Origin of the sequence: Streptomyces sp. NPDC001373, from assembly GCF_042895815.1 — a bacterium.
In the GTDB taxonomy this organism is placed as follows: Bacteria; Actinomycetota; Actinomycetes; order Streptomycetales; family Streptomycetaceae; genus Streptomyces.
The window spans coordinates 139,446-158,938 of sequence record NZ_JBIAWQ010000005.1 but is presented as its reverse complement, the minus strand read 5'-3'; the positions used below and the strand labels follow the sequence as shown (position 1 = coordinate 158,938).

Sequence of the window (19,493 nt, the reverse complement as noted above, 5' to 3'; positions counted from 1 at the left end):
CGATGACGCAGGAACTCCGCGGTGCCGACGAGGGCGCCGCATCCGCCGCCGGGGGTGCGGCCGCACCCTGGGAGACGGTCCGAGCCCTCGCCGCCCGCTTCGACGCGGCCTCCGCCGAGCGGGGGGTGGTGCCGCCGCACAGCCATGTCCTGCAAGTACTGAAGATCGGCGAGGAGTTCGGCGAGGCAGCGCAGGCGGTGATCGGCGCGACCGGGACCAATCCGCGCAAGGGGCACTCGCACAGCTGGGACGACGTGCACGACGAGGTGTGCGACGTGATCATCACGGGGATGGTGGCGCTGGCGCGGATGCGGCCGGACGCGGCGGAGTACTTCGCGGGCCAACTCGCCCTGAAGGCCGGGCGCTTCCTGCCGCCCGACCCGGCCGCCCAGGCCGCCGGCGACGAGGACTGACCCCGGGGCCGGGCAGCCGCTGCGCGGAGCCGTCTCCCCGCCCCTCCCTTCCACCGCTCCTCCCCCGGCTGCACGGAGTCCCCGGCCGTGCGGGGCGGCGGGGCGGTGGGGCGACGGGCGGTGGGGCGGTGGGCGGCGGTGTCAGTCCGCCAGCCCGGCCAGGACCGAGCCGAGCAGGTCGAGCGCGCCCCGGACGTGCGGCAGGTCCAGCGGGTCGCGGGAGCCGAGTGCGGCGAGCCGCTCCTGCGGGGTGGCGCCCAGCAGCGGTCCGGTCGACAGCCGTACGCGCAGCGCGCCCAGCTCGTCCGCGAACCGCTGCCCGCCGGGCGTCGGCGAGCCGAGCCGTCCACCGAGCCAGTCCTCCAGCTCCATCGCGTCGCCCACCCCGTGCCGGGCCAGGCCCGTACGCAGGGGGGTGAGGTCGGCGTACAGGTGGCGGCCGGCCTGTGGGGGCCGGGCGAGCGCCCCGGCGGCCAGGAGCTCCCGGTGCGCGGCCGCCGCCACCGCCCCGTGCAGGGCGGCCGCGGCGTAGGCCCGAGCGGCGACGGCGTCCGGCTCGTCCAGCGCGTGCGCGGCGGCCACCGCGACCGGGCCTGCCACCAGCGCACCGGTGGCGGTGAGGATGTCGAGGGTGCGGGCACGCAGCCAGGTGCCGCGCGGCGTGGCGGGGAAGCGGGCCACGGCGGCGGGCCAGCCGCCCGGCAGCAGCGCCCCGGACAGGTCGACCAGCACGGCGGCCGTGGCGGGCAGCATCTCGGCGGGGCTCAGCACGAGCGTGTCGTGCGGCCGGTGGACGGTGTCGCGCCAGCTCTCGTCGCTGACCACGAACAGCCCGGCGCCCTCGGCCGCCTCGCAGGCCTCGCGCAGCATCTCGGGCGGCGGCACCGTGCCGGTCGGGTCGTCGGCCACCGACAGGAGCAGCACCCGCGGGTCGCCGCCCTCGGCGCGCACCCGCCGTACGGTCTCCAGCAGGGCGTACGGGTCCGGTACGCCGCCGCACTCGGCCGGGGTGGGCACGTGGTAGGCCCGCCGCCCCAGCAGCCGGACCTGCGGGGTCCACCAGGCGGGGCAGGGCCGGGGCAGCAGCACGTCGCCCCCGTAGGCGCCGAGCAGCGCGAGCAGCAGGGCGGGGGCGCCGGGCCCGGCGGCCACGTTCTCCGGCTCGGTGGGGAGCCCGCGCCGCGCCCAGTGCCGGCAGGCGGCCTCGCGGACGGACCTCCCACCGCCCGGGGGCTCGGGGGCGGCCCGGTCCGCCGCCCCGGCGAGGACGGCCCTCAGCTCCGGCAGGACCGGAAGGCCCGGCTCGGGGGCGGGGGGACCGTACCTGACGGGCCCACGCCCCTCCGGGGCCAGGCGCCATACTCCGGCCGGCCCGTCCGTCGTCCGCTCGGCCATCCCCGCCACGTGCCCGCCCTCCTACTGCCCTGGTGCCCTTGTCGCCGCCACCGACGTGCCCTTTATACGATTATTTCCGCCGGGATGCCCGCTTTTCGTCGCCGTCCCACACCCCAGCCTGGCAGCGCCGCGGCGCGCTGTTCGAGCAGCGTCTCCGGCATCGCCCTCACCGTCCTTGGCGATGGGGCGCCGGGCATGCCGCCGCCCCCTGGGCTCCACTGTCCTCGCCCCTGCGACGCCCGGCCACCGACCCGCCCAACCTCCTTGGAACAAAAGGGCGATGTCCACATGCCGAAACGCAGATCTCATATGACGGTCGGATCCCCTACGGTGATCACAGCACTTCGACGACGAGGAGGAGCCCGCCATGACCGACGCCCACGCGGCGCCCGAGCCGACCGCGCACGAGACGGCCGTCTACACGCACGGCCACCACGAGTCGGTCCTGCGCTCGCACCGCTGGCGCACGGCCGCCAACTCGGCCGCCTATCTGGTCGGGGAGCTGCGGCCGGGCATGCGGGTGCTGGACGTGGGCTGCGGACCGGGCACCATCACCGCGGACCTGGCGGAACTGGTGGCCCCCGGCGGGCGGGTCACGGCCGTCGACGCGGCGCCGGACGTCCTGGCCGCGGCGGGCGCGTACGCGGCCGAGCGGGGGCTGGAGGGGGCCGTCGAGTTCGCGGTGGCGGACGTCCACGCCCTGGAGTTCCCGGACGGCACCTTCGACGTGGTCCACGCCCACCAGGTGCTGCAGCACGTCGGCAACCCGGTGCGGGCCCTGCGGGAGATGCGGCGGGTGTGCCGGCCGGGCGGGATCGTGGCGGTCCGCGACGCGGACTACGCGGCGATGACCTGGTACCCGGCGACGCCGGGGCTGGACGAGTGGCTGGACCTGTACCGCCGGGTGGCCCGCGCGAACGGCGGCGAACCGGACGCCGGGCGGCGGCTGCTGTCCTGGGCCCGGGCGGCGGGGTTCACGCAGGTGCGGGCGTCGGCGACGGCCTGGTGCTACGCGACCGCGGGGGAGGTGGCCTGGTGGTCGGCCCTGTGGGCGGACCGGACGACGGCCTCCTCGTACGCGGCCGTCGCGGAGGGACGCGGACACGCGACCTCCGCCGAGCTGGAGGACGTCGCCGCCGCCTGGCGGGCGTGGGGGGCCTCGCCGGACGCGTGGTTCTCCGTGCTGAACGGGGAGCTGCTGTGCCGGGCCTGAGGCCCTGAGCCCGCGCCGACGCTGCCGCCGCGCGGGGCCGGGGCGACCGGGGCCCCTGCCCGTCCTCCGCCCGTTCCCGGCGGCTCCACCCCTGACCGGCGCGGCCGGCCGCGCGCCCGCCGTCCGGTCGCCGGCGGGGCCGGGTCGCCTGCCCGCCCTCCGCGCGCTCCCGGGGGCGGGCGCCGGGGGTCCGTCAGCCCCGGTCGCCGGCGGGGCTGTGGCGGCCCCGCCGGCGACCGGGGCGCGGGGCTACACCGGCGGGCGCATGCGGAAGTCGTACGCCGGCGGCAGCGGGGCCTCGGACAGGGTCGACCAGACCTCCGACAGGGTCTCCTCCCCCTCCCTCAGGTCCGCCGTCTCGAAACCGTCCTCGAACACCCGCCGAGCCGCGCCCACGTGCCCCTCCGCCGCGAGCAGCCGCGCGGCCAGCAGCCGGAAGCGGCCCTGCTCCCGCAGCGCCGGCCGCAGCCGGTCCCAGACCGCCCGCGCCCCGGCCGGCCGGCCCGCCGCCAGCAGGGCGGTCATGGCCTCCCGGCCCAGCGCGGACTCCGCCGCCGTCCAGGCGTCACCGCCGCGGCTCTCCCCCGCCAGGTCCTCGAACGCCTCCGCGTACCGGTCGGCCGCCCGCTCCCGGTCCCCGGCCAGCTCGTCCGCCACCGCCAGGCACCGCAGCAGCGGCCAGCGCGACGGCGCCAGCGCCAGGCCGCGCTCCCAGCTGCGGACGGCCTGGGCCGTGTCGCCCGCGTGCCACTGGGCCACGCCCAGGTGGTACTCGGTCAGCGGGTCCGCCGGGGCGGTCTCCAGCATGTCCCGCCAGTGCGGGGCGACGAGGCTCGGCCCCGGCGGTCCGGCCCGCCGCGGCGCCGGATGGGCGCCGGTGCGCCACAGGGCCAGCCACGGCTCCTGGGCCTCCTCCAGGGTGGACTCGGGGAACGGAGTGCCGGGCAGGGCGAAGCCCCCGCGCAGCACCTCCAGCGCGCCCCAGCCCGACCCCCGGGCCAGCCACTCCCCCGGCCCGCCGTCCGGATCGGCGTCGGCGTACCCGTCCCGCCACGCCGCGTGGGCCGCGTCCAGCGTGCCGGGCGGCAGCGCCGCGTCCAGCGCCGTCCCGGCCGCCGCGCGCGCCCGCGCCCAGTCGTCGCCGTGCACCGCGCCCGGCTCGGCCGACAGCGGCCCGTACGCCTCCAGCCAGCTGAACTCCTCGCCGCCGTCCAGCCGTACGTGCTCCAGCTGGGTGCGGGCCAGCCCGGCCTGGATCTCCGCGTAGCCCCCGGTGCCGGGCTCCGTGAGCCACTCCTGCCAGCGCCGTCCGCCCGCGCCCGCACCCCACACGAACAGCTTGCGCCCGCGCAGCAGACCGGTGGAGGCCTGGGCCAGGCCGTGCCCGTCGGCGTCGAGGGCGGCGATCCAGGGCCGGTCGGCGGCCGCGGGCTCGACCTCGTAGAAGAAGTCGGCGGGGTAGGCGCTGTCCAGCGGGTACGTGCGGTCCGCGTCCTCCCACCGCGGCACGGGGATCCGCCGCAGCGCCCGCTCGTACCCGAAGTGCCAGGCCTCCTCGGCGGGGGCGAGGACCCGGGTGCCGGAGTCCTCCGGGACGGCGGTGTTGGACCACCAGTAGACGGCGGCGGGCCGTTCGTGCGGGTTGCGCACGCGGACCCCGACGTACAGGAAGTCCGAGTCCTCCGGCAGCCACAGGTCCACCTGGAACGGCAGGTCACGCAGCCGCTCCCACTCCCACAGCCGCACCATCACTCCCCCGTCGGGCGCGGGGACGAGGGCCGCGTGCAAGGGGGCGCAGGACAGGGCGGTGTGGCCGGTCGCGCCGATGTTCCACTCGATGCCGCCGGAGAACCAGGCCCCGTTCAGGGCGAAGTTCGCGGGCTGGAACACCGGGTTGCGGTAGAGGAGTTCGCGGCCGGTGGGCAGGTGCACGAGGGAGTGGACGCGCCCTCCGAGCCCGGGGAGGACGGTGGCGCGCAGCCGGCCGTTGTCGATGACGACCGCCTCGAACTCCCGCTCCGCGCGCCGCCGTCCGTACCCGTCGCGGATCCGGACGGGCAGCAGGGAGCGCAGCGGCTCGTACCCGATCTGGCGGGCCATGTCGCGCGGCAGCCCCGCGCGCGAGCGCTGGTCCAGGTCGTGGACCCCGTCGGGGGCGCGCAGGGCGGGCAGCGGGTTGTCGGGGCCCAGGGGGGCGGCGGGAAGGGTCAGCGGGACACGTCGGACGGTGGTGGCCATGGGGGAATGGAACACGCCGCCACGGCCGGTGCACAGGGGTTCCGCACATCACCACCGGTCAGGATTACGCAAAGGCCCCCGCGGCCGGGGCCGCGGGGACGCCGCCCGCACACGCGTCCGGATCCGGCGGGGTCGCGCCGGCGCGGGCGGCGCGCCTTCAGGCCGTCGGGGCCGTGCGGGCCCAGCGTTCGTGGTCGCGCCAGGCTCCGGCCACGTGGAGGAAGTCCGGGGAGAGGCCCTCCCTCCGGAAGCCGCGGCCGCGGACCAGGGCGAGGGACGCGGTGTTGCCCGGCTGGATGTTCGCCTCCAGCCGGTGCAGGCCCAGGCCGGTGTCCGCGAAGGCGTGGGCGAGGACGAGGTCCAGGCCCTCCCCCAGCAGCCCCCGCCCCGCGGCGTGCGCGAAGGCCCCGTACCCCAGGGCCCCGCACTGGAAGGCGCCCCGGACGATGTTGTTGACGTTGACGAAGCCGGCGATGGCCCCGTCGGCGAGCTCGCAGACCAGGAAGCCGGCCCGGAGCTCCCCCTCGGCCAGGGCGGCGGCGTACGGGCCGTACTCCTCCAGCGTGGCCGGCGGGAACAGCCAGGGCCGGTGCAGTGCGCGGCTCTCGCGGACCCGGGCGGTGAACTCCGGTCCGTCGGCGGGCCGGAAGGGGCGCAGCCCGACCCGCGGGCCCTCCCTCAGGTACGGGGGCGTGGAATACGGCATCGCCCCAGGCTACGACCCGTGGCAGCATGCGCGGTGTGATCATCGACCTGGATCCCCCCGCGCTGCTGAGCGCCGCCGCCCGCAACAACGCCGAGTGGTGCGCGGCGGTGTCCCGCTCGGGCCATTTCCGCGACGGCGTGTGGTGCAGCCCCCGGCGCACTCCGCCGCTGTACCCCGACGCCGTCACCCTCACCCCCGGGGCCTCGGCCGCCGACGTCCTGGCCGGGGTCGACACCACGGGCCCCGGCTGCTCGGTGAAGGACAGCTTCGCCTCGCTCGACCTGGCCCCGGCCGGTTTCGCCGTGCTCTTCGAGGCGCAGTGGATCCACCGCCCGGCGGGGGCCGCCGTTCCCGCCGCGCCGGCCGGCGTCCCGCTGGAGTGGGACGAGGTCGAGGGCCCCGGCGAGCTGGAGGCCTGGGAGGCCGCCTGGTCGGACGGTGACGGCCGGGGGCTCTTCCACCCCGGGCTGCTGCGGGAGGGGATCCTCTTCCTGGCGGGCCGCGCCGGGGGCCGGATCACGGCCGGTGCCGTCCTCAGCACCGGCGGCGGCGCGGTGGGCGTCTCGAACGTGTTCGCCCGGACCGGGGCCGGCGCCGACGCCGCCTGGGCGGCCGCCCTCGGCGCGGCCGCACGCCACTGGCCGGGGCTCCCGGTCGTGGGCTACGAGCACGGGGAGGACCTCGACGCCGCCGTCCGCGCCGGCTTCACCCCGCTCGGCCCCCTCCGCGTCTGGCTCCGGACGCGCTGACGGGACGGCGCCCGGTCCGCCCCGCTCAGGCCCGGTCCGCCCCGCTCAGGCCCGCTCAGGCCCGGTCCGCCCCGCTCAGGCCCGGTCCCCGTGCAGCTCCAGCTTCGGCACGTCCGGGCGGTCCAGGCCGAAGACCCGGGCGTACAGGGACAGTTCCGCCTCCAGGGCCCGGACCATAGTGTCCGCGCGCCGGAAGCCGTGGCCCTCGCCCTCGAAGGTGAGGTACGCGTGCGGTACCACCGGAGTGCGGCTGCGCAGGGCGGCCAGCAGGCGTTCCGCCTGGGCGGGCGGGCAGACCGGGTCGTCCAGACCCTGGAGGAGCACGAACGGGGCGGTGATCCGGTCGGCGCGGGCGACCGGCGAGCGTTCGCGGCAGCGCAGTTCCAGGATCTGCGGCGGGCCGGCCAGGCCGTCGACGTAGCGCGACTCCAGGTCGTGGGTCTCGGCCGCGAAGCCGCGCAGGTCCAGAACCGGGTAGATGACCGCCGCGCAGGCGTACAGGCCGGTGGCGGCCAGGGAGGCGGCCGCCGTCCAGCCGCCCGCGCTGCCGCCGCGGATGGCGAGCCGGCCGGGGTCGGCGGTGCCCTCGTCGGCCAGGGCCCGGGCGACGGCCGCGCAGTCCTCGACGTCGACCACGCCCCACTGCTCGCGCAGCCGCTCCCGGTAGGCGCGGCCGTACCCGGTGGATCCGCCGTAGTTCACCTCGACGACGCCGATGCCCCGCGAGGTGAAGTAGGCGATGTGCAGGTCCAGTACGGGCGGCACGTGGTCGGTGGGCCCGCCGTGCGCCCACACCACGTACGGGGGCAGTTCCTCGGCGGGCGCCCGCCGGGCGGGGTGGTGGGGCGGGTAGACGTGGGCGTGGATCTCGCGTCCGCCGGGGCCCGGGAAGGTCCGGCTCTGCGGCTCGGGGTAGTACGACGGGTCCACGGGGTCCCCGGCCCGGGCGCCGACCACCCGGGCGCGTCCGGTGGCGGTGTCCAGTTCGACGACCTCGTAGGCACTGCGCGGGCTGGCGGCGACCCCGTAGACGCGGCTGCCGCTGACGGCCAGGCCAGGCTGCCAGGCCGTCCAGGGGCCGGCGGCGTCCACCAGGTCGCCGCTGTCGGGGTCCAGGACGCCGAGGACGCAGGAGCCCCGGCCGTGCAGGACGGCCAGCAGCCCTCCCCCGGAGCCTTCGGCCCGGGTGGGGGTCCCCCCAGCGGTAGCCGGGGGAGTGCCGCCGGGCAGCGGGGCCAGCCAGGTCAGCCCCGGCTTCCACAGCGGGCCGCCGAACTCCTCCTCGCGGGGGCACAGGTTGACGGCCCCGCCACCGTCCGCGTCCACCCGGTACGGGTTCCACCAGCCGCTGCGGTCGCTCACCGCGAGCAGGCTCCCGTCCGCGGCCCACGCCACCTGGGCCACGGCCTCGTCCGGCCCGCCGAGCACCGTGCGGGGCGTGCCGAGGGTTCCGTCGGGGCGGACGTCTGCGAGCTGGAGCTCCGTGCCGTCCCAGGGCATCCGGGGGTGGTCCCACACCAGCCAGGCGGCGCTGCGGCCGTCGGGGGAGGGCTTCGGCCCGGTGCGGAAGCGGTGCCTGTCGTCGGTGAGCTCCCGTACGGCGGTCCGGTCCCCGGCGGCGGAGCCGTCCAGCGGGACGGCGGCCGCGACGCGCCGCACGTCGCCCGGGGCGGGTCCGGTGAACTCCTCCAGCACACACCAGACCTCGCCCCCGCGCAGCACCGGGTCGGCCCAGCGCAGCCCGCCTCCGGTCTGCGAGACGGGGGTGAGCGGGCGGGGCGGGGGCGCGCAGGGGGCGTCGGGCTCGAAGGCGTACAGCCGCTGGTCGGCGTGGTGGACGAACACCACCAGCGGCCCCCCGTCGGCCCGTTCGGCGCCCGCCCAGGGCAGGCCGCCGTACTCGGTGAGCCGGCTGCGCACGTTCCAGGGGGCGGACAGCACCGGCCGGGCGGGGCCGCCGTCGGCGGGCCGGCGGACGAGGGTGCGGCGGCCGCCCTCCTCGGGGCGGGGTTCGGTCCACCACACCTCGGGGCCGATGGTGCCGACGTACTCGGGCCGTCCGTCGTGGGCGGCAGCGTGTGCGGCGGCGAGCGGGGAGGGCCAGCTGCCGTAGGGGGCGCAGGCGGCGGCCGCCGCCGCCATCACCAGGCCCCCATCACAGGTTCCGCAGCGCGCGGTCCAGGACGCGGACGCCGAAGTGCAGGGCGTCGACGGGGACCCGTTCGTCCACGCCGTGGAAGAGGGACCAGTAGTCGAAGCCCGGCGGCAGCCTGAGCGGGGAGTAGCCGTAGCCGGTGATGCCCAGCCGGGAGAACTGCTTGGCGTCGGTGCCGCCCGCCATGCAGAAGGGCACGGCGCGTCCCTCGGGGTCGAAGTGCTCGACGGCCTCGCGCAGGACCGCGTACGCCGGCCCGTCCACGGGGGCTTCGAGGGCGACCTCCCTGTGGTGGTACTCCCAGTCCACGTCGGGGCCGGTGAGCTCGTCGAGGACGGCCGCGAACTCGGCCTCGCCGCCCGGCAGGGTGCGTCCGTCGACGTACGCGGTGGCCTGTCCGGGGACCACGTTGAGCTTGTAACCGGCACTGAGCATGGTCGGGTTGGCGCTGTTGCGCAGGGTGGCCTCGACGAGGGCGGCGGCCGGGCCGAGGGCTTCGAGGACGGCGTCGAGGTCGAAGCCGGGGGCCCGGGGGTCGCAGGACAGGCCCTGGAGGGCGGCGAGTTCGCCGATGCAGGCGGCGACGGTGCCGGTGAGGCGGACCGGCCACTCGTGGGCGCCGATGCGGGCGACGGCGGCGGCGAGCCGGGTGACGGCGTTGGCCCGGTTGGGCTTGGAGCCGTGCCCGGTGCGGCCGTGCGCGGTCAGTTTCAGCCAGGCGGTGCCGCGTTCCCCGGCGGCGATGGGGTAGAGGGGCCGTCCCGCTCCGGTGTGCAGGGTGAAGGCGCCGGACTCGCTCAGGCCCTCCGTACAGCCCTCGAAGAGGTGCGGGTGGCGGTCGGCGAGGTAGCCGGAGCCGTCGGCGGCGCTGTCCTCCTCGTCGGCGGTGAACGCGATGACGACGTCCCGTCGCGGCCGGGTGCCGGTGCGCGCCCAGGCCCGTACCACGGCCAGCACCATCGCGTCCATGTTCTTCATGTCGACGGCCCCGCGGCCCCAGACCACCCCGTCGCGGACCTCCCCCGAGAAGGGGTCCGCCCTCCAGTCGGCGGCCTCGGCGGGGACCACGTCGAGGTGGCCGTGGACGAGGAGGGCGGGCGCGGAGGGGTCGGTGCCCTCCAGGCGGGCCACCACGTTGGTGCGGCCGGGGGTGCGCTCCAGGAGAACGGGGTGCAGGCCCGCGGCGGCGAGGCGCTCGGCGGCGTACTCGGCGGCGGGGCGCTCCCGGCAGTCGCCGCCGCCGCGGTTGCTGGTGTCGATGCGGATGAGTCCTGAGGTGAACTCGACCACCTCGTCGAAGGCTGCCGCGTCGAGCGCCGCCCCGGCCGGGGCCGGGGCCGCGCCGAGGGCCGCCGCGCGGTCGGGGGGGATCCCGTCGGCGCCGGCCGCGCGCAGGGCCGTCGCGCCGGGGGCCGTGCCGGGGGGTCCCGCCGTGCCGGGGCCGGTGTCCACACGTTCCATGTCAGCCATACTGCTCCTCCAGAGCCGCCGAGACGACCGTGGTGACCGCTTTGAAGGTGCGGATCGCCTCGTACATGGTCCCGCTGGTGTAGGCGATCCTGCGCTCGCCGGTCCGCTCGACGCCGGGGACGACGGTGGCGGCCATCGACAGGTGCTCGGCGTCGAACTCCACTTCCATCGTGTGCGGCCCGCCGCGCACCGGCTCGTGCCGGACGGCGAGTTTCACGGCCTCCGTGGCCGCGGCGCGGATGTCGGCGGCGGTACGGGCCGGGGTGCGGCAGACGGCCGCGTAGCGCGAGACGTGGTCCTTGACGGCGACGGTGCGGGCGTCCGGGGCGTAGCCGGCGGCGTCGGCGCAGGTCAGGTCGTCGCCGGTGACGAGGATGACGGGGACCCCGAACTCGGCGACGACATGGGCGTTGAGCACGCCCTCGCTGGCGCGGAGGCCGTCGAGCCAGACACCGGTGAGGGAGTTGGCGAGGTAGGTGTGGGCGAGGACGCCCTCGGCGCCGGCGCCGGTGTGGTAGCCGACGAAGGCGACGCCGTCCACGTCCCCGTGCTGGACGCCCTCGACCATGGAGAGGGACTTGTGCCGGCCGGTGATCATCTCGGCGCGGGCGTCGAGCTTCTCCAGCAGCAGGTTGCGCATGGTCCAGTGGGCCTCGTTGATGAGGACCCGGTCGGCGCCGCCGTCGTGGAAGCCGAGTACGGCGGCGTTCACGTCGGAGGTGAACATGCCCCGGCAGCGCTCCCATTGAGGGGTTCCGGGGAGCACGTCGGCGGGCCAGGTGACGCCGGTGGCGCCTTCCATGTCGGCGGAGATGAGGATCTTCATCGGGCCCCCGGTGGGTCGCTTCGACAGGGGCCCCACCCTAGCGGCCCGGCCGCGCCCCCGCCCCGGGGCCACGCCCGGACCGCGCGGGCGCGGGGGGCCGGCCCGGCGCGCGTGCGCCCGGGGCGCCGGGGACGTCCGCCGCGGGTCCGGGAATTCCACCCGAACCGGTGAGCCGGCCGCGGGGAGTCGTCCTGACGGCGGCCGGCGGCGCCGGTCAGGCCTCGACTTCCCGGGCCAGGTTGTCGAGGACGGTGTCGTAGATGCGGCCGAGGCCCTTGGGCGCGAAGGTGCGCTCGAAGAAGCCGCCGATGCCGCCCGCGCCGTTCCAGACGGTGCTGACGACGGCCTTGGACTTGCCCTCGCCGGCCGGGGTGACGGTCCAGGTGGTGACCATGGAGGAGTTGCGGTCCTTCTCCACGAGCTGGCCGTCCGTGGGCTCGGTGACCTCCAGCAGGCAGTCCCGGACGCGCTTGCTGGTGGCCTGGAGCTTCCAGTGGACCAGGGTGCCCTCGCCGTCGCCGCCCTCGCGCACCTCGTACTCGCTGAAGTGCTCGGGGAGCAGCTTGCCCCGGGTGCCGGTGTAGTCCGCCAGCGCGTCGAAGACGGTCTCCGCGTCGGCCCCGATGATGCGCTCCGTGGTGGCCTCGACCTGCGCCATAGCTGTTCCTCCAGCAGTTGTGTCCGTTCTTCGCGGCAAGCCAACCACCTCGGGGGCGGCCGCCCAAATCCGGGGTGCGGGCGTCCGCCCGGGCGGGCGGGCGGCCCGGGCGGCCGGGCGGCGGGCGCGTGACACCCGCGGTACTCCATCTGCGGCCCCCGGGCAGGGGCGGTGCGCGGCCGTGCCGGGCCGCCGCCGGCCCCGGCCGGGCCGATCCGTTCGGGCTCCCCCGCAGCCCCGGGCGCCCGCCCCCTGGCCCGGACGCTTCCCGAGGGGTCATCACATCGGGCCAATAGGCGGCCCAATCCCGCTTTCCGGGCGCGGTTTCCGGGACGATTCGGCCCAGACCCCTCGGCTGGGAGGCCCCATGCTCCACCCCGTACCGCACCCCGCGAAGCAACGCGGCCCCGCGAAGAGGCGCGCCGCCCTGCTGCTGGCGATCTCCACGGTCGCCGCCGGCCTGGCGAGCCCCGTCACCGCCGCCCCGGCTCCGGCGCCGGCCCCGGCCGCCGCCGGCCTGCGCTGGACCGGCTGCGCGACCCCCCGCTACCCGACGCTGCAGTGCGCCTCCCTCCGGGTCCCCCTCGACCACGAACGGCCCGCCGGGCGGCAGATCTCCCTGGCCCTGACCCGCGTGCCGCACACCGCCTCCGCCTCCCAGGGCCCGCTGCTGGTCAACCCCGGCGGTCCGGGCGGCAGCGGCCGCGCCCTGGCCGGGTTCGTCGCCTCGGCCCTGCCCAAGGACGTGGCGGCCCAGTACGACGTGATCGGCTTCGACCCCCGGGGCGTGGGCCGGAGCGAACCCGCCCTGGACTGCGGGGCGGGCCACTTCAAGCCCGTGCGGCCGGACTCCGTGCCGCTGGACGCGGCGACCGAGCAGGCGAACCTGGAGCGGGTGCGGTCCTTCGCCGAGTCCTGCCGGGCGAAGCACGCGGACGTGCTCCCGTACATCGGCACCGTCTCGGCCGCCCGCGACCTGGAGACGCTGCGCACCGCCCTGGGCGCGCCGAAGGTCAGCTACTTCGGCTACTCGTACGGCACCTACCTGGGCGCGGTGTACGCCAAGCTGTACCCGAGGCGGGTCCACCGGCTGGTGCTGGACTCGGTGGTCGACCCGGGCGGGGTCTGGTACGAGGACAACCTGGCCCAGGACCAGGCCTTCGACGCCCGCCACAAGGCGTTCCTGGCCTGGGTGGCGCAGTACGACTCCACCTACCACCTGGGCACCGACCCGGCCGGCGTCGAGCGGCGCTGGTACGAGATGCGCGAGGCCCTGCGCGGGGCTCCGGCCGGCGGGAAGGTGGGGCCGGCCGAGCTGGAGGACACGTACATGCCGGGCGGCTACTACAACGGCTACTGGCCGCACCTGGCCGAGGCCTTCGCGGCGTACGCGGTGAAGCAGGACCCCAAGCCCCTGGTGGCGGCGTACGAGCGGTTCGGGGCGGTGGAGCCGTCGGCGGGCAACTCCTACAGCGTGTACACGGCGGTGCAGTGCCGGGACTCGGCATGGCCGAAGGACTGGAACACGTGGCGGGCCGACATGTGGCGCACGCACGCGAAGGCGCCGTTCATGACCTGGAACAACGCCTGGTACAACGCGCCCTGCGCGTTCTGGCCGACGGAGCCGCTCCAGGCTCCGGACGTGACGAACACGGAGCTGCCCGGGGCGCTGCTGTTCCAGGCGACGGAGGACGCGGCGACCCCGTACGAGGGCGCGGTGGGCATGCGGCACCGGCTGGCGGGCTCGGCGCTGGTGGTGGAGGAGGGCGGGGGCAACCACGGCATCGCGCTCAGCGGCAACAAGTGCCTCGACGAGAAGCTCGCCGCCTATCTGAGGACGGGTCAGGCGTCCGACGCCGCCTGCCCGGCGCAGCCCGCGCCGAAGCCGACGACGGCGACGCGCGCGGTCCCGGCCTCGGCGGGCGGCGCGGCCCTGCACGGACTGCTGGGCTTCCGCGGCTGACGCCGGAGGGCGCCCTGCCGTCTCTTCCGGATCCTGGCGCCAAGCCCGCGCCGTCCGGTGCCGCCCGCGCGGCGGGGCCCGCGCCTCCCGGAGCCGCCCGGGCCCGGGCTCAGGCGTCCGGGTGCCGGGTCTGGAGGCGGTTCAGGGCGTCCGTGGCCGCCAGGGCGAGACGGGGGTGGGCCTGGGCCCGGACCAGGACGTCGCGGGCGCGGGCGTCGGCCAGGGCGCCCAGCCCCTCCACGCAGGCCAGGGCGACCCGCCAGTACGGGTCGTGCGGGGCCAGGAGCCGCGACAGGGTCGTGATCAGGGCCGGGGCCGACTCGGGCGCCCGCAGCGCGGCCAGCAGCCGGACCGGGTGCAGGGCGTAGGCGGTGCGCAGGGTGTTGGTGGCGAGGGCGGCGGCCGCGCGGGCGGTGCGCGGGTCGCCGAGCACGCCGAGCGCCTGCGCGGCGGCCTCGCAGCGCGCGGGGTCGCGGTGGTTGAGCAGCAGGACCAGGGGTTCGAAGGCCCGCCGGTCACGCGCCATGCCCAGCCGGTACGCGGCCAGTTCGCGGGCCCACAGGGGCTGCCCGGCCGATGTCAGCGAGGCGGCCAGCCCGTCGGGGCCGGCCGCCAGCAGCGCCTCGTACGCGGGCGACCCGGCCGCCTCCGCCCGCAGGCGCTCCAGTACCTCGTTCACGCGGCCACCCTAGGGCTCCGCGGGCCGCGCCGCGCCGCGTTCGGGACAGTTCCGCCGAGCCGTCTGATCGATCATCGATGATCGGTACATTTGGGCGGTACAGCTCACATCTCCGCGCTCTGGCGCGCCGGTTACTGCGGAGTTACTGTCGTCCCACACGCACGGGACCGGCCTGGTGACGCAGCCGCCCCGTGCCAGTCGGTTCACGTACCACCCGTACGCGCGGCAGGACCCCGGGACAGGGTCGTGCCGTCCAGGTCCGCAGCGCCCGTTCTCTCCCGGGCGCGAGCACGCCGGGCCCGTCCGTACGGTCCGCCCGTACGGCCCTCCACGCACCGCGCCGGCGCACGGCGTCCCGCACCGCGTTGCCGCACGCTCCCGCACCGCTCGCCGTACGGCACCTCCGCGCGCACCGTGCGCCGCGCGCTTCCCAGCCGTCACCCTCATTCCACTGGAGTCCCGCGATGGACCTTCCGTCCACGTCCAGTCCCTCCTCCCTCCGCACGATCGCCGTCGTCGGCCTCGGCACCATGGGCACCGGCATCGCCGAGGTCCTCGCCCGGGCCGGCCGCGAGGTCGTCGGCATCGACGTCAGCGAGACGGCCGCCCGCCGGGCCACCGGTGCCCTCGCGGCCGCCACGGCCCGCTCGGTGGCCAAGCGGAAGCTCACCGAAGAGGAGCGCGAGGAGGTCCTCGCCCGCTTCCGCACCTCCACCGAGCTCTCCGCCGCCGCCGACGCCGACCTGGTCATCGAGGTGGTGCCGGAGGACTACGACCTCAAGCACCGGGTGTTCCAGGAGCTGGACGCGATCGTCCGCCCCGACACCGTCCTGGCCACCGGCACCAACGCCCTGTCCGTGACCCGGCTCGCCGCCGAGTCCCTGCGCCCCGAGCGCGTCCTGGGCCTGCACTTCTTCAACCCGGCCCCGGCGATGAAGCTGGTCGAGATCGTCTCCAGCGTCCTGACCTCGCCGCCGGCCGTCGAGGCGGTCACCGCCCTGGCCCGGGAGCTCGGCAAGGAGCCCGTCGCGGTCGGCGACCGGCCCGGCTTCGTCGCCGACGGCCTGCTCTTCGGCTACCTCAACCAGGCCGCCGCGATGTACGAGGCCAAGTACGCCTCCCGCGAGGACATCGACGCGGCGATGAAGCTGGGCTGCGGCCTGCCGATGGGCCCGCTCGCCCTGCTCGACCTGGTCGGCGTGGACACCGCGCGCACGGTGCTGGAGGCCATGTACGCCTCCTCCGGCGACCGGCTGCACGCCCCTGCCCCGATCCTGGGCCACCTCGTGGAGGCCGGCCTGACCGGGCAGAAGGCGGGCCGCGGCTTCTACACGTACGAGGCCCCGGGCAGCTCCGTGGTGGTCCGCGACCTCCAGACCCCGCTGGACGGGTCCCTGCTGGGCGCGGGCCGCCCGGTGCACTCCGTCGGCGTGGCCGGCTCCGGGACCATGGCGAGCGGTATCGCCCAGGTCTTCGCGCAGGCCGGCTACCCGGTGGTGCTGGCCGCCCGCAGCCAGGAGAAGGCCGAGGCCGCGAAGGCCGCGATCGGGAAGTCCCTGGACCGTGCGGTGTCCAGGGGCCGCCTGAGCGAGGAGGCCGCCGCGCAGACCCTCGCCCTGGTCACCCCGGCCGGCTCGCTGGAGGCCTTCGCCGAGGTGGACCTGGCCGTGGAGGCCGTCGCCGAGGACCTGGAGGTCAAGCAGCAGCTCTTCGCCGGCCTGGACAAGGTCTGCAAGCCGGGTGCGGTGCTGGCCACCACGACCTCCTCGCTGCCGGTGATCGCCGTGGCGCGGGCGACCGAGCGCCCGCAGGACGTGATCGGCATGCACTTCTTCAACCCGGCGCCGGCCATGAAGCTGGTCGAGGTGGTCCGGACCGTCCTGACGGCCGACGACGTGCACGCCACCGTCCGCGAGGTCTGCGGGAAGATCCGCAAGCACGCGGTGGACTGCGGGGACCGGGCGGGGTTCATCGTGAACGCGCTGCTGTTCCCGTACCTGAACAACGCGGTCAAGATGGTCGAGCAGCACTACGCCAGCCTCGACGACATCGACGCCGCGATGAAGCTGGGCGGCGGCTACCCGATGGGGCCCTTCGAGCTCCTCGACGTGGTCGGCCTGGACGTGTCCCTGGCCATCGAGAAGGTGCTCCACCGGGAGTTCCGCGACCCGGGCCTGGCCCCGTCCCCGCTGCTGGAGCACCTGGTCGCGGCGGGCTGCCTGGGCCGCAAGACCGGCCGCGGATTCCGTGAGTACGCCCGCCGGTAATCCGACGGGCCCTGAGCAGGATGCGTGGGGAGGGCTGCTCGGGTCCGCCGGACCCTCACGGCGGACACACCCTCCCGAGCCCAGTGCGGGCCCTCCCCCGCATCCACCCCCCTCCCACCCCCCTCCGGCGCGCGCACCCGCGCGGATGAAGTACTTTCGCTCTATGTCCCAGCCCGCCAAGACCTCGTCCCGTTCCGCCTCGGCCTCCGACGCCCCGGAGGGGACGGCGGGCACCCGGGCGGCAGCCCAGCGCCTGAAGATGCGCCGCGAGCTCGCCACGGCGGCCATGGAGCTGTTCGCGACGAAGGGGTACGAGGCCACGACGGTCGACGAGATCGCCGCGGCGGCCGGGGTGGCGCGCCGGACCTTCTTCCGGCACTTCCGCTCCAAGGAAGAGGCGATCTTCCCGGACCACGACGACACCCTGACCCGCGCCGAGGCGGTCCTGGACGTGGCCCCGGCGCACGAGCACCCGCTCGACACGGTGTGCCGGGGGATCAAGGAAGTCATGAAGATGTACGCCGCCTCGCCGGCGGTGTCGGTGGAGCGCTACCGGCTCACCCGCGAGGTGCCGGCACTGCGGGAGCGGGAGATCGCCTCGGTGGCCCGCTACGAGCGGCTGTTCACCCGCTACCTGCTGGCCCACTTCGACGAGACCGACCACCACGACGGCAACGACGACCCGCTGCTGGCGGAAGTGGCCGCCTCCGCGGTGGTGACCGCCCACAACCACGTACTGCGGCGCTGGCTGCGGGCCGGCGGTCAGGGCGACGTGGAGGCGGAGCTGGACCACGCCTTCGCGATCGTCCGCAGGACCTTCGGCTCCGGGATCGGGGCCGGCCGTGCCCCCGGCAGCGGGGCGGCCCCCCAGGCGGCCGTGCGCACCGAGGGCGAGGTGCTCGTCGCCGTGGCCCGGACCGACGCCCCGCTCGACGAGGTCATGCGGACCATCGAAGAAGCGCTCAAAAACAAGTAGGCCGACCTCCTCGGCACCGAAAAGCGACCCTCGTCACAGCGGCCGCTCCCGTTCAGGGAGCGGCCGCTTTCGTTTGTCCGGGTTGCCCCTACTCGCGGGTAACTCTGATCGATCATCGCTCATCTGCGCAGGTCAATGGGCAAATGAGAGAAAGTTTTGGCACGCAGTGCCTTGCCGAGTGACACGGGGTGCCATACGTTGAGTGCGTCCGGACGTCCCCGCGGTCCACGCCCACTCGGCACGGAACGCGCCCCGGATGCCTGCGTCACCAGGCCCCCCGCCCGCCCCACCACAGGCGCGGCCGCACCACACAGCTCCGCCGGACCGACGGCACCCAGCAGCACCCCGCCACACGCTCCCACGCACGCAACGCGTACCCCTCAGCGCACCCTCGACCAGCGCTCAGCCGGAGGCAACACCGTGAAGGACATCCTGGACGCGATTCAGTCGCAGTCCGCCACCGCCGCAGACTTCGCGGCGCTGCCGCTGCCCGACTCGTACCGCGCGATCACCGTGCACAAGGACGAGACCGAGATGTTCGACGGCCTCGCCAGCCGCGACAAGGACCCGCGCAAGTCCCTCCACCTGGACCAGGTCCCGGTGCCGGAGCTCGGCCCGGGCGAGGCCCTGGTCGCCGTCATGGCCTCGTCGGTCAACTACAACTCCGTGTGGACCTCGATCTTCGAGCCCCTGTCCACCTTCGGCTTCCTGGAGCGCTACGGCCGCCTCTCGGAGCTCACCAAGCGCCACGACCTGCCGTACCACATCATCGGCTCCGACCTCGCGGGCGTCGTGCTGCGCACCGGCCCCGGCGTCAACGCCTGGAAGCCCGGGGACGAGGTCGTCGCCCACTGCCTGTCGGTCGAGATGGAGTCCTCGGACGGCCACAACGACACGATGCTCGACCCCGAGCAGCGCATCTGGGGCTTCGAGACCAACTTCGGCGGCCTGGCGGAGATCGCCCTCGTCAAGTCCAACCAGCTGATGCCCAAGCCGGGCCACCTCAGCTGGGAGGAGGCCGCGAGCCCGGGCCTGGTCAACTCCACCGCCTACCGCCAGCTGGTCTCCCGCAACGGCGCCGGCATGAAGCAGGGCGACAACGTCCTGATCTGGGGCGCCAGCGGCGGCCTCGGCTCCTACGCCACCCAGTTCGCCCTGGCCGGCGGCGCCAACCCGATCTGCGTCGTCTCCTCCCCCGAGAAGGCCGACATCTGCCGGTCCATGGGCGCCGAGGCGGTCATCGACCGCAACGCCGAGGGCTACCGGTTCTGGAAGGACGAGCAGACCCAGGACCCCAAGGAGTGGAAGCGCTTCGGCAAGCGCATCCGCGAGCTGACCGGCGGCGAGGACATCGACATCGTCTTCGAGCACCCGGGCCGCGAGACCTTCGGCGCCTCGGTGTACGTCACCCGCAAGGGCGGCACCATCACCACCTGCGCCTCCACCTCGGGCTACATGCACGAGTACGACAACCGCTACCTGTGGATGTCCCTCAAGCGGATCATCGGCTCGCACTTCGCCAACTACCGCGAGGCGTGGGAGGCCAACCGCCTGATCGCCAAGGGCAAGATCCACCCCACCCTCTCGAAGGTCTACTCCCTGGAGCAGACCGGCCAGGCCGCCTACGACGTCCACCGCAACCTCCACCAGGGCAAGGTCGGCGTCCTCGCGCTCGCCCCCGAGGAGGGCCTGGGCGTCCGCGACCACGAGATGCGCGCCAAGCACCTCGACGCCATCAACCGCTTCCGCAACATCTGAGACGCCCAAGGGCCAAAGGGACAGCCT

General features: G+C 75.7%; 15 protein-coding genes. 7 read left to right on the top strand and 8 right to left on the bottom strand.

Annotated elements, in window-relative coordinates:
* Positions 1-2: 2 nt before the first annotated feature.
* Positions 3-413, top strand: a complete 411-nt coding sequence (locus tag ACFY15_RS14025) for a MazG-like family protein (RefSeq protein WP_390825559.1) — start codon at positions 3-5, stop codon at positions 411-413.
* A gap of 141 nt (positions 414-554) precedes the next feature.
* Here the strand turns inward: ACFY15_RS14025 and ACFY15_RS14020 are convergent, their stop codons facing one another.
* Entirely contained in the window at positions 555-1,808 is a 1,254-nt protein-coding gene (locus tag ACFY15_RS14020; RefSeq protein ID WP_390689462.1) for an aminotransferase class I/II-fold pyridoxal phosphate-dependent enzyme, read from the bottom strand.
* Positions 1,809-2,175: 367 nt separating this feature from the next.
* Between ACFY15_RS14020 and ACFY15_RS14015 the strand changes: the two genes are divergently transcribed.
* Positions 2,176-3,021, top strand: a complete 846-nt coding sequence (locus ACFY15_RS14015; protein ID WP_390825558.1) for a methyltransferase domain-containing protein — start codon at positions 2,176-2,178, stop codon at positions 3,019-3,021.
* Positions 3,022-3,270: 249 nt separating this feature from the next.
* On the opposite strand, the gene ACFY15_RS14010 is transcribed toward ACFY15_RS14015, so the two are convergent.
* Positions 3,271-5,259, bottom strand: coding sequence for a DUF5107 domain-containing protein (locus ACFY15_RS14010; RefSeq protein ID WP_390689441.1), 1,989 nt, complete (start codon positions 5,257-5,259; stop codon positions 3,271-3,273).
* 157 nt (positions 5,260-5,416) lie between these two features.
* Positions 5,417-5,965 carry a GNAT family N-acetyltransferase gene (locus ACFY15_RS14005; protein ID WP_390825557.1) on the bottom strand — a complete coding sequence of 183 codons (549 nt, stop codon included), beginning with the start codon at positions 5,963-5,965 and terminating at the stop codon, positions 5,417-5,419.
* Positions 5,966-5,991: 26 nt separating this feature from the next.
* On the opposite strand from ACFY15_RS14005, the gene ACFY15_RS14000 reads away from it, so the two are divergent.
* On the top strand, positions 5,992-6,714 hold the full coding sequence (locus ACFY15_RS14000; RefSeq protein ID WP_390825556.1) for a hypothetical protein: 723 nt from the start codon (positions 5,992-5,994) through the stop codon (positions 6,712-6,714).
* 75 nt (positions 6,715-6,789) lie between these two features.
* Here the strand turns inward: ACFY15_RS14000 and ACFY15_RS13995 are convergent, their stop codons facing one another.
* From ACFY15_RS13995 to ACFY15_RS13980, 4 genes are all read right to left on the bottom strand, one after another.
* Positions 6,790-8,856, bottom strand: coding sequence for a prolyl oligopeptidase family serine peptidase (locus ACFY15_RS13995; protein WP_390689438.1), 2,067 nt, complete (start codon positions 8,854-8,856; stop codon positions 6,790-6,792).
* Positions 8,857-8,869: 13 nt separating this feature from the next.
* Complete coding sequence (locus ACFY15_RS13990; RefSeq protein ID WP_390689437.1) at positions 8,870-10,339, bottom strand: M20/M25/M40 family metallo-hydrolase; 1,470 nt, start codon at positions 10,337-10,339, stop codon at positions 8,870-8,872.
* A complete protein-coding gene (locus ACFY15_RS13985) occupies positions 10,332-11,165 on the bottom strand; it encodes a M55 family metallopeptidase (RefSeq protein ID WP_390689436.1) in 834 nt (277 codons plus the stop codon). The genes ACFY15_RS13990 and ACFY15_RS13985 overlap by 8 nt, the downstream gene beginning before the upstream one ends.
* Positions 11,166-11,379: 214 nt before the next feature.
* Positions 11,380-11,823 (bottom strand): SRPBCC family protein, encoded by a 444-nt coding sequence (locus ACFY15_RS13980; RefSeq protein WP_042813038.1) that lies wholly within the window; start codon positions 11,821-11,823, stop codon positions 11,380-11,382.
* A 367-nt stretch (positions 11,824-12,190) separates the two neighbouring features.
* Between ACFY15_RS13980 and ACFY15_RS13975 the strand changes: the two genes are divergently transcribed.
* Positions 12,191-13,786 carry an alpha/beta hydrolase gene (locus ACFY15_RS13975; RefSeq protein ID WP_390689435.1) on the top strand — a complete coding sequence of 532 codons (1,596 nt, stop codon included), beginning with the start codon at positions 12,191-12,193 and terminating at the stop codon, positions 13,784-13,786.
* A 109-nt stretch (positions 13,787-13,895) separates the two neighbouring features.
* Here the strand turns inward: ACFY15_RS13975 and ACFY15_RS13970 are convergent, their stop codons facing one another.
* Positions 13,896-14,465 carry a HEAT repeat domain-containing protein gene (locus tag ACFY15_RS13970; protein WP_390689434.1) on the bottom strand — a complete coding sequence of 190 codons (570 nt, stop codon included), beginning with the start codon at positions 14,463-14,465 and terminating at the stop codon, positions 13,896-13,898.
* A gap of 464 nt (positions 14,466-14,929) precedes the next feature.
* Here ACFY15_RS13970 and ACFY15_RS13965 point away from each other — a divergent pair, with 464 nt between their 5' ends.
* The 3 genes from ACFY15_RS13965 to ccrA all read left to right on the top strand — a co-directional run bounded on the left by ACFY15_RS13965 (position 14,930) and on the right by ccrA (position 19,466).
* Positions 14,930-16,732 carry a 3-hydroxyacyl-CoA dehydrogenase family protein gene (locus ACFY15_RS13965; RefSeq protein ID WP_390689433.1) on the top strand — a complete coding sequence of 601 codons (1,803 nt, stop codon included), beginning with the start codon at positions 14,930-14,932 and terminating at the stop codon, positions 16,730-16,732.
* A 163-nt stretch (positions 16,733-16,895) separates the two neighbouring features.
* Positions 16,896-17,708, top strand: coding sequence for a TetR family transcriptional regulator (locus tag ACFY15_RS13960; RefSeq protein ID WP_390689432.1), 813 nt, complete (start codon positions 16,896-16,898; stop codon positions 17,706-17,708).
* A gap of 420 nt (positions 17,709-18,128) precedes the next feature.
* Positions 18,129-19,466, top strand: coding sequence for a crotonyl-CoA carboxylase/reductase (gene ccrA, locus ACFY15_RS13955; RefSeq protein ID WP_390689431.1), 1,338 nt, complete (start codon positions 18,129-18,131; stop codon positions 19,464-19,466).
* Positions 19,467-19,493: the final 27 nt, after the last annotated feature.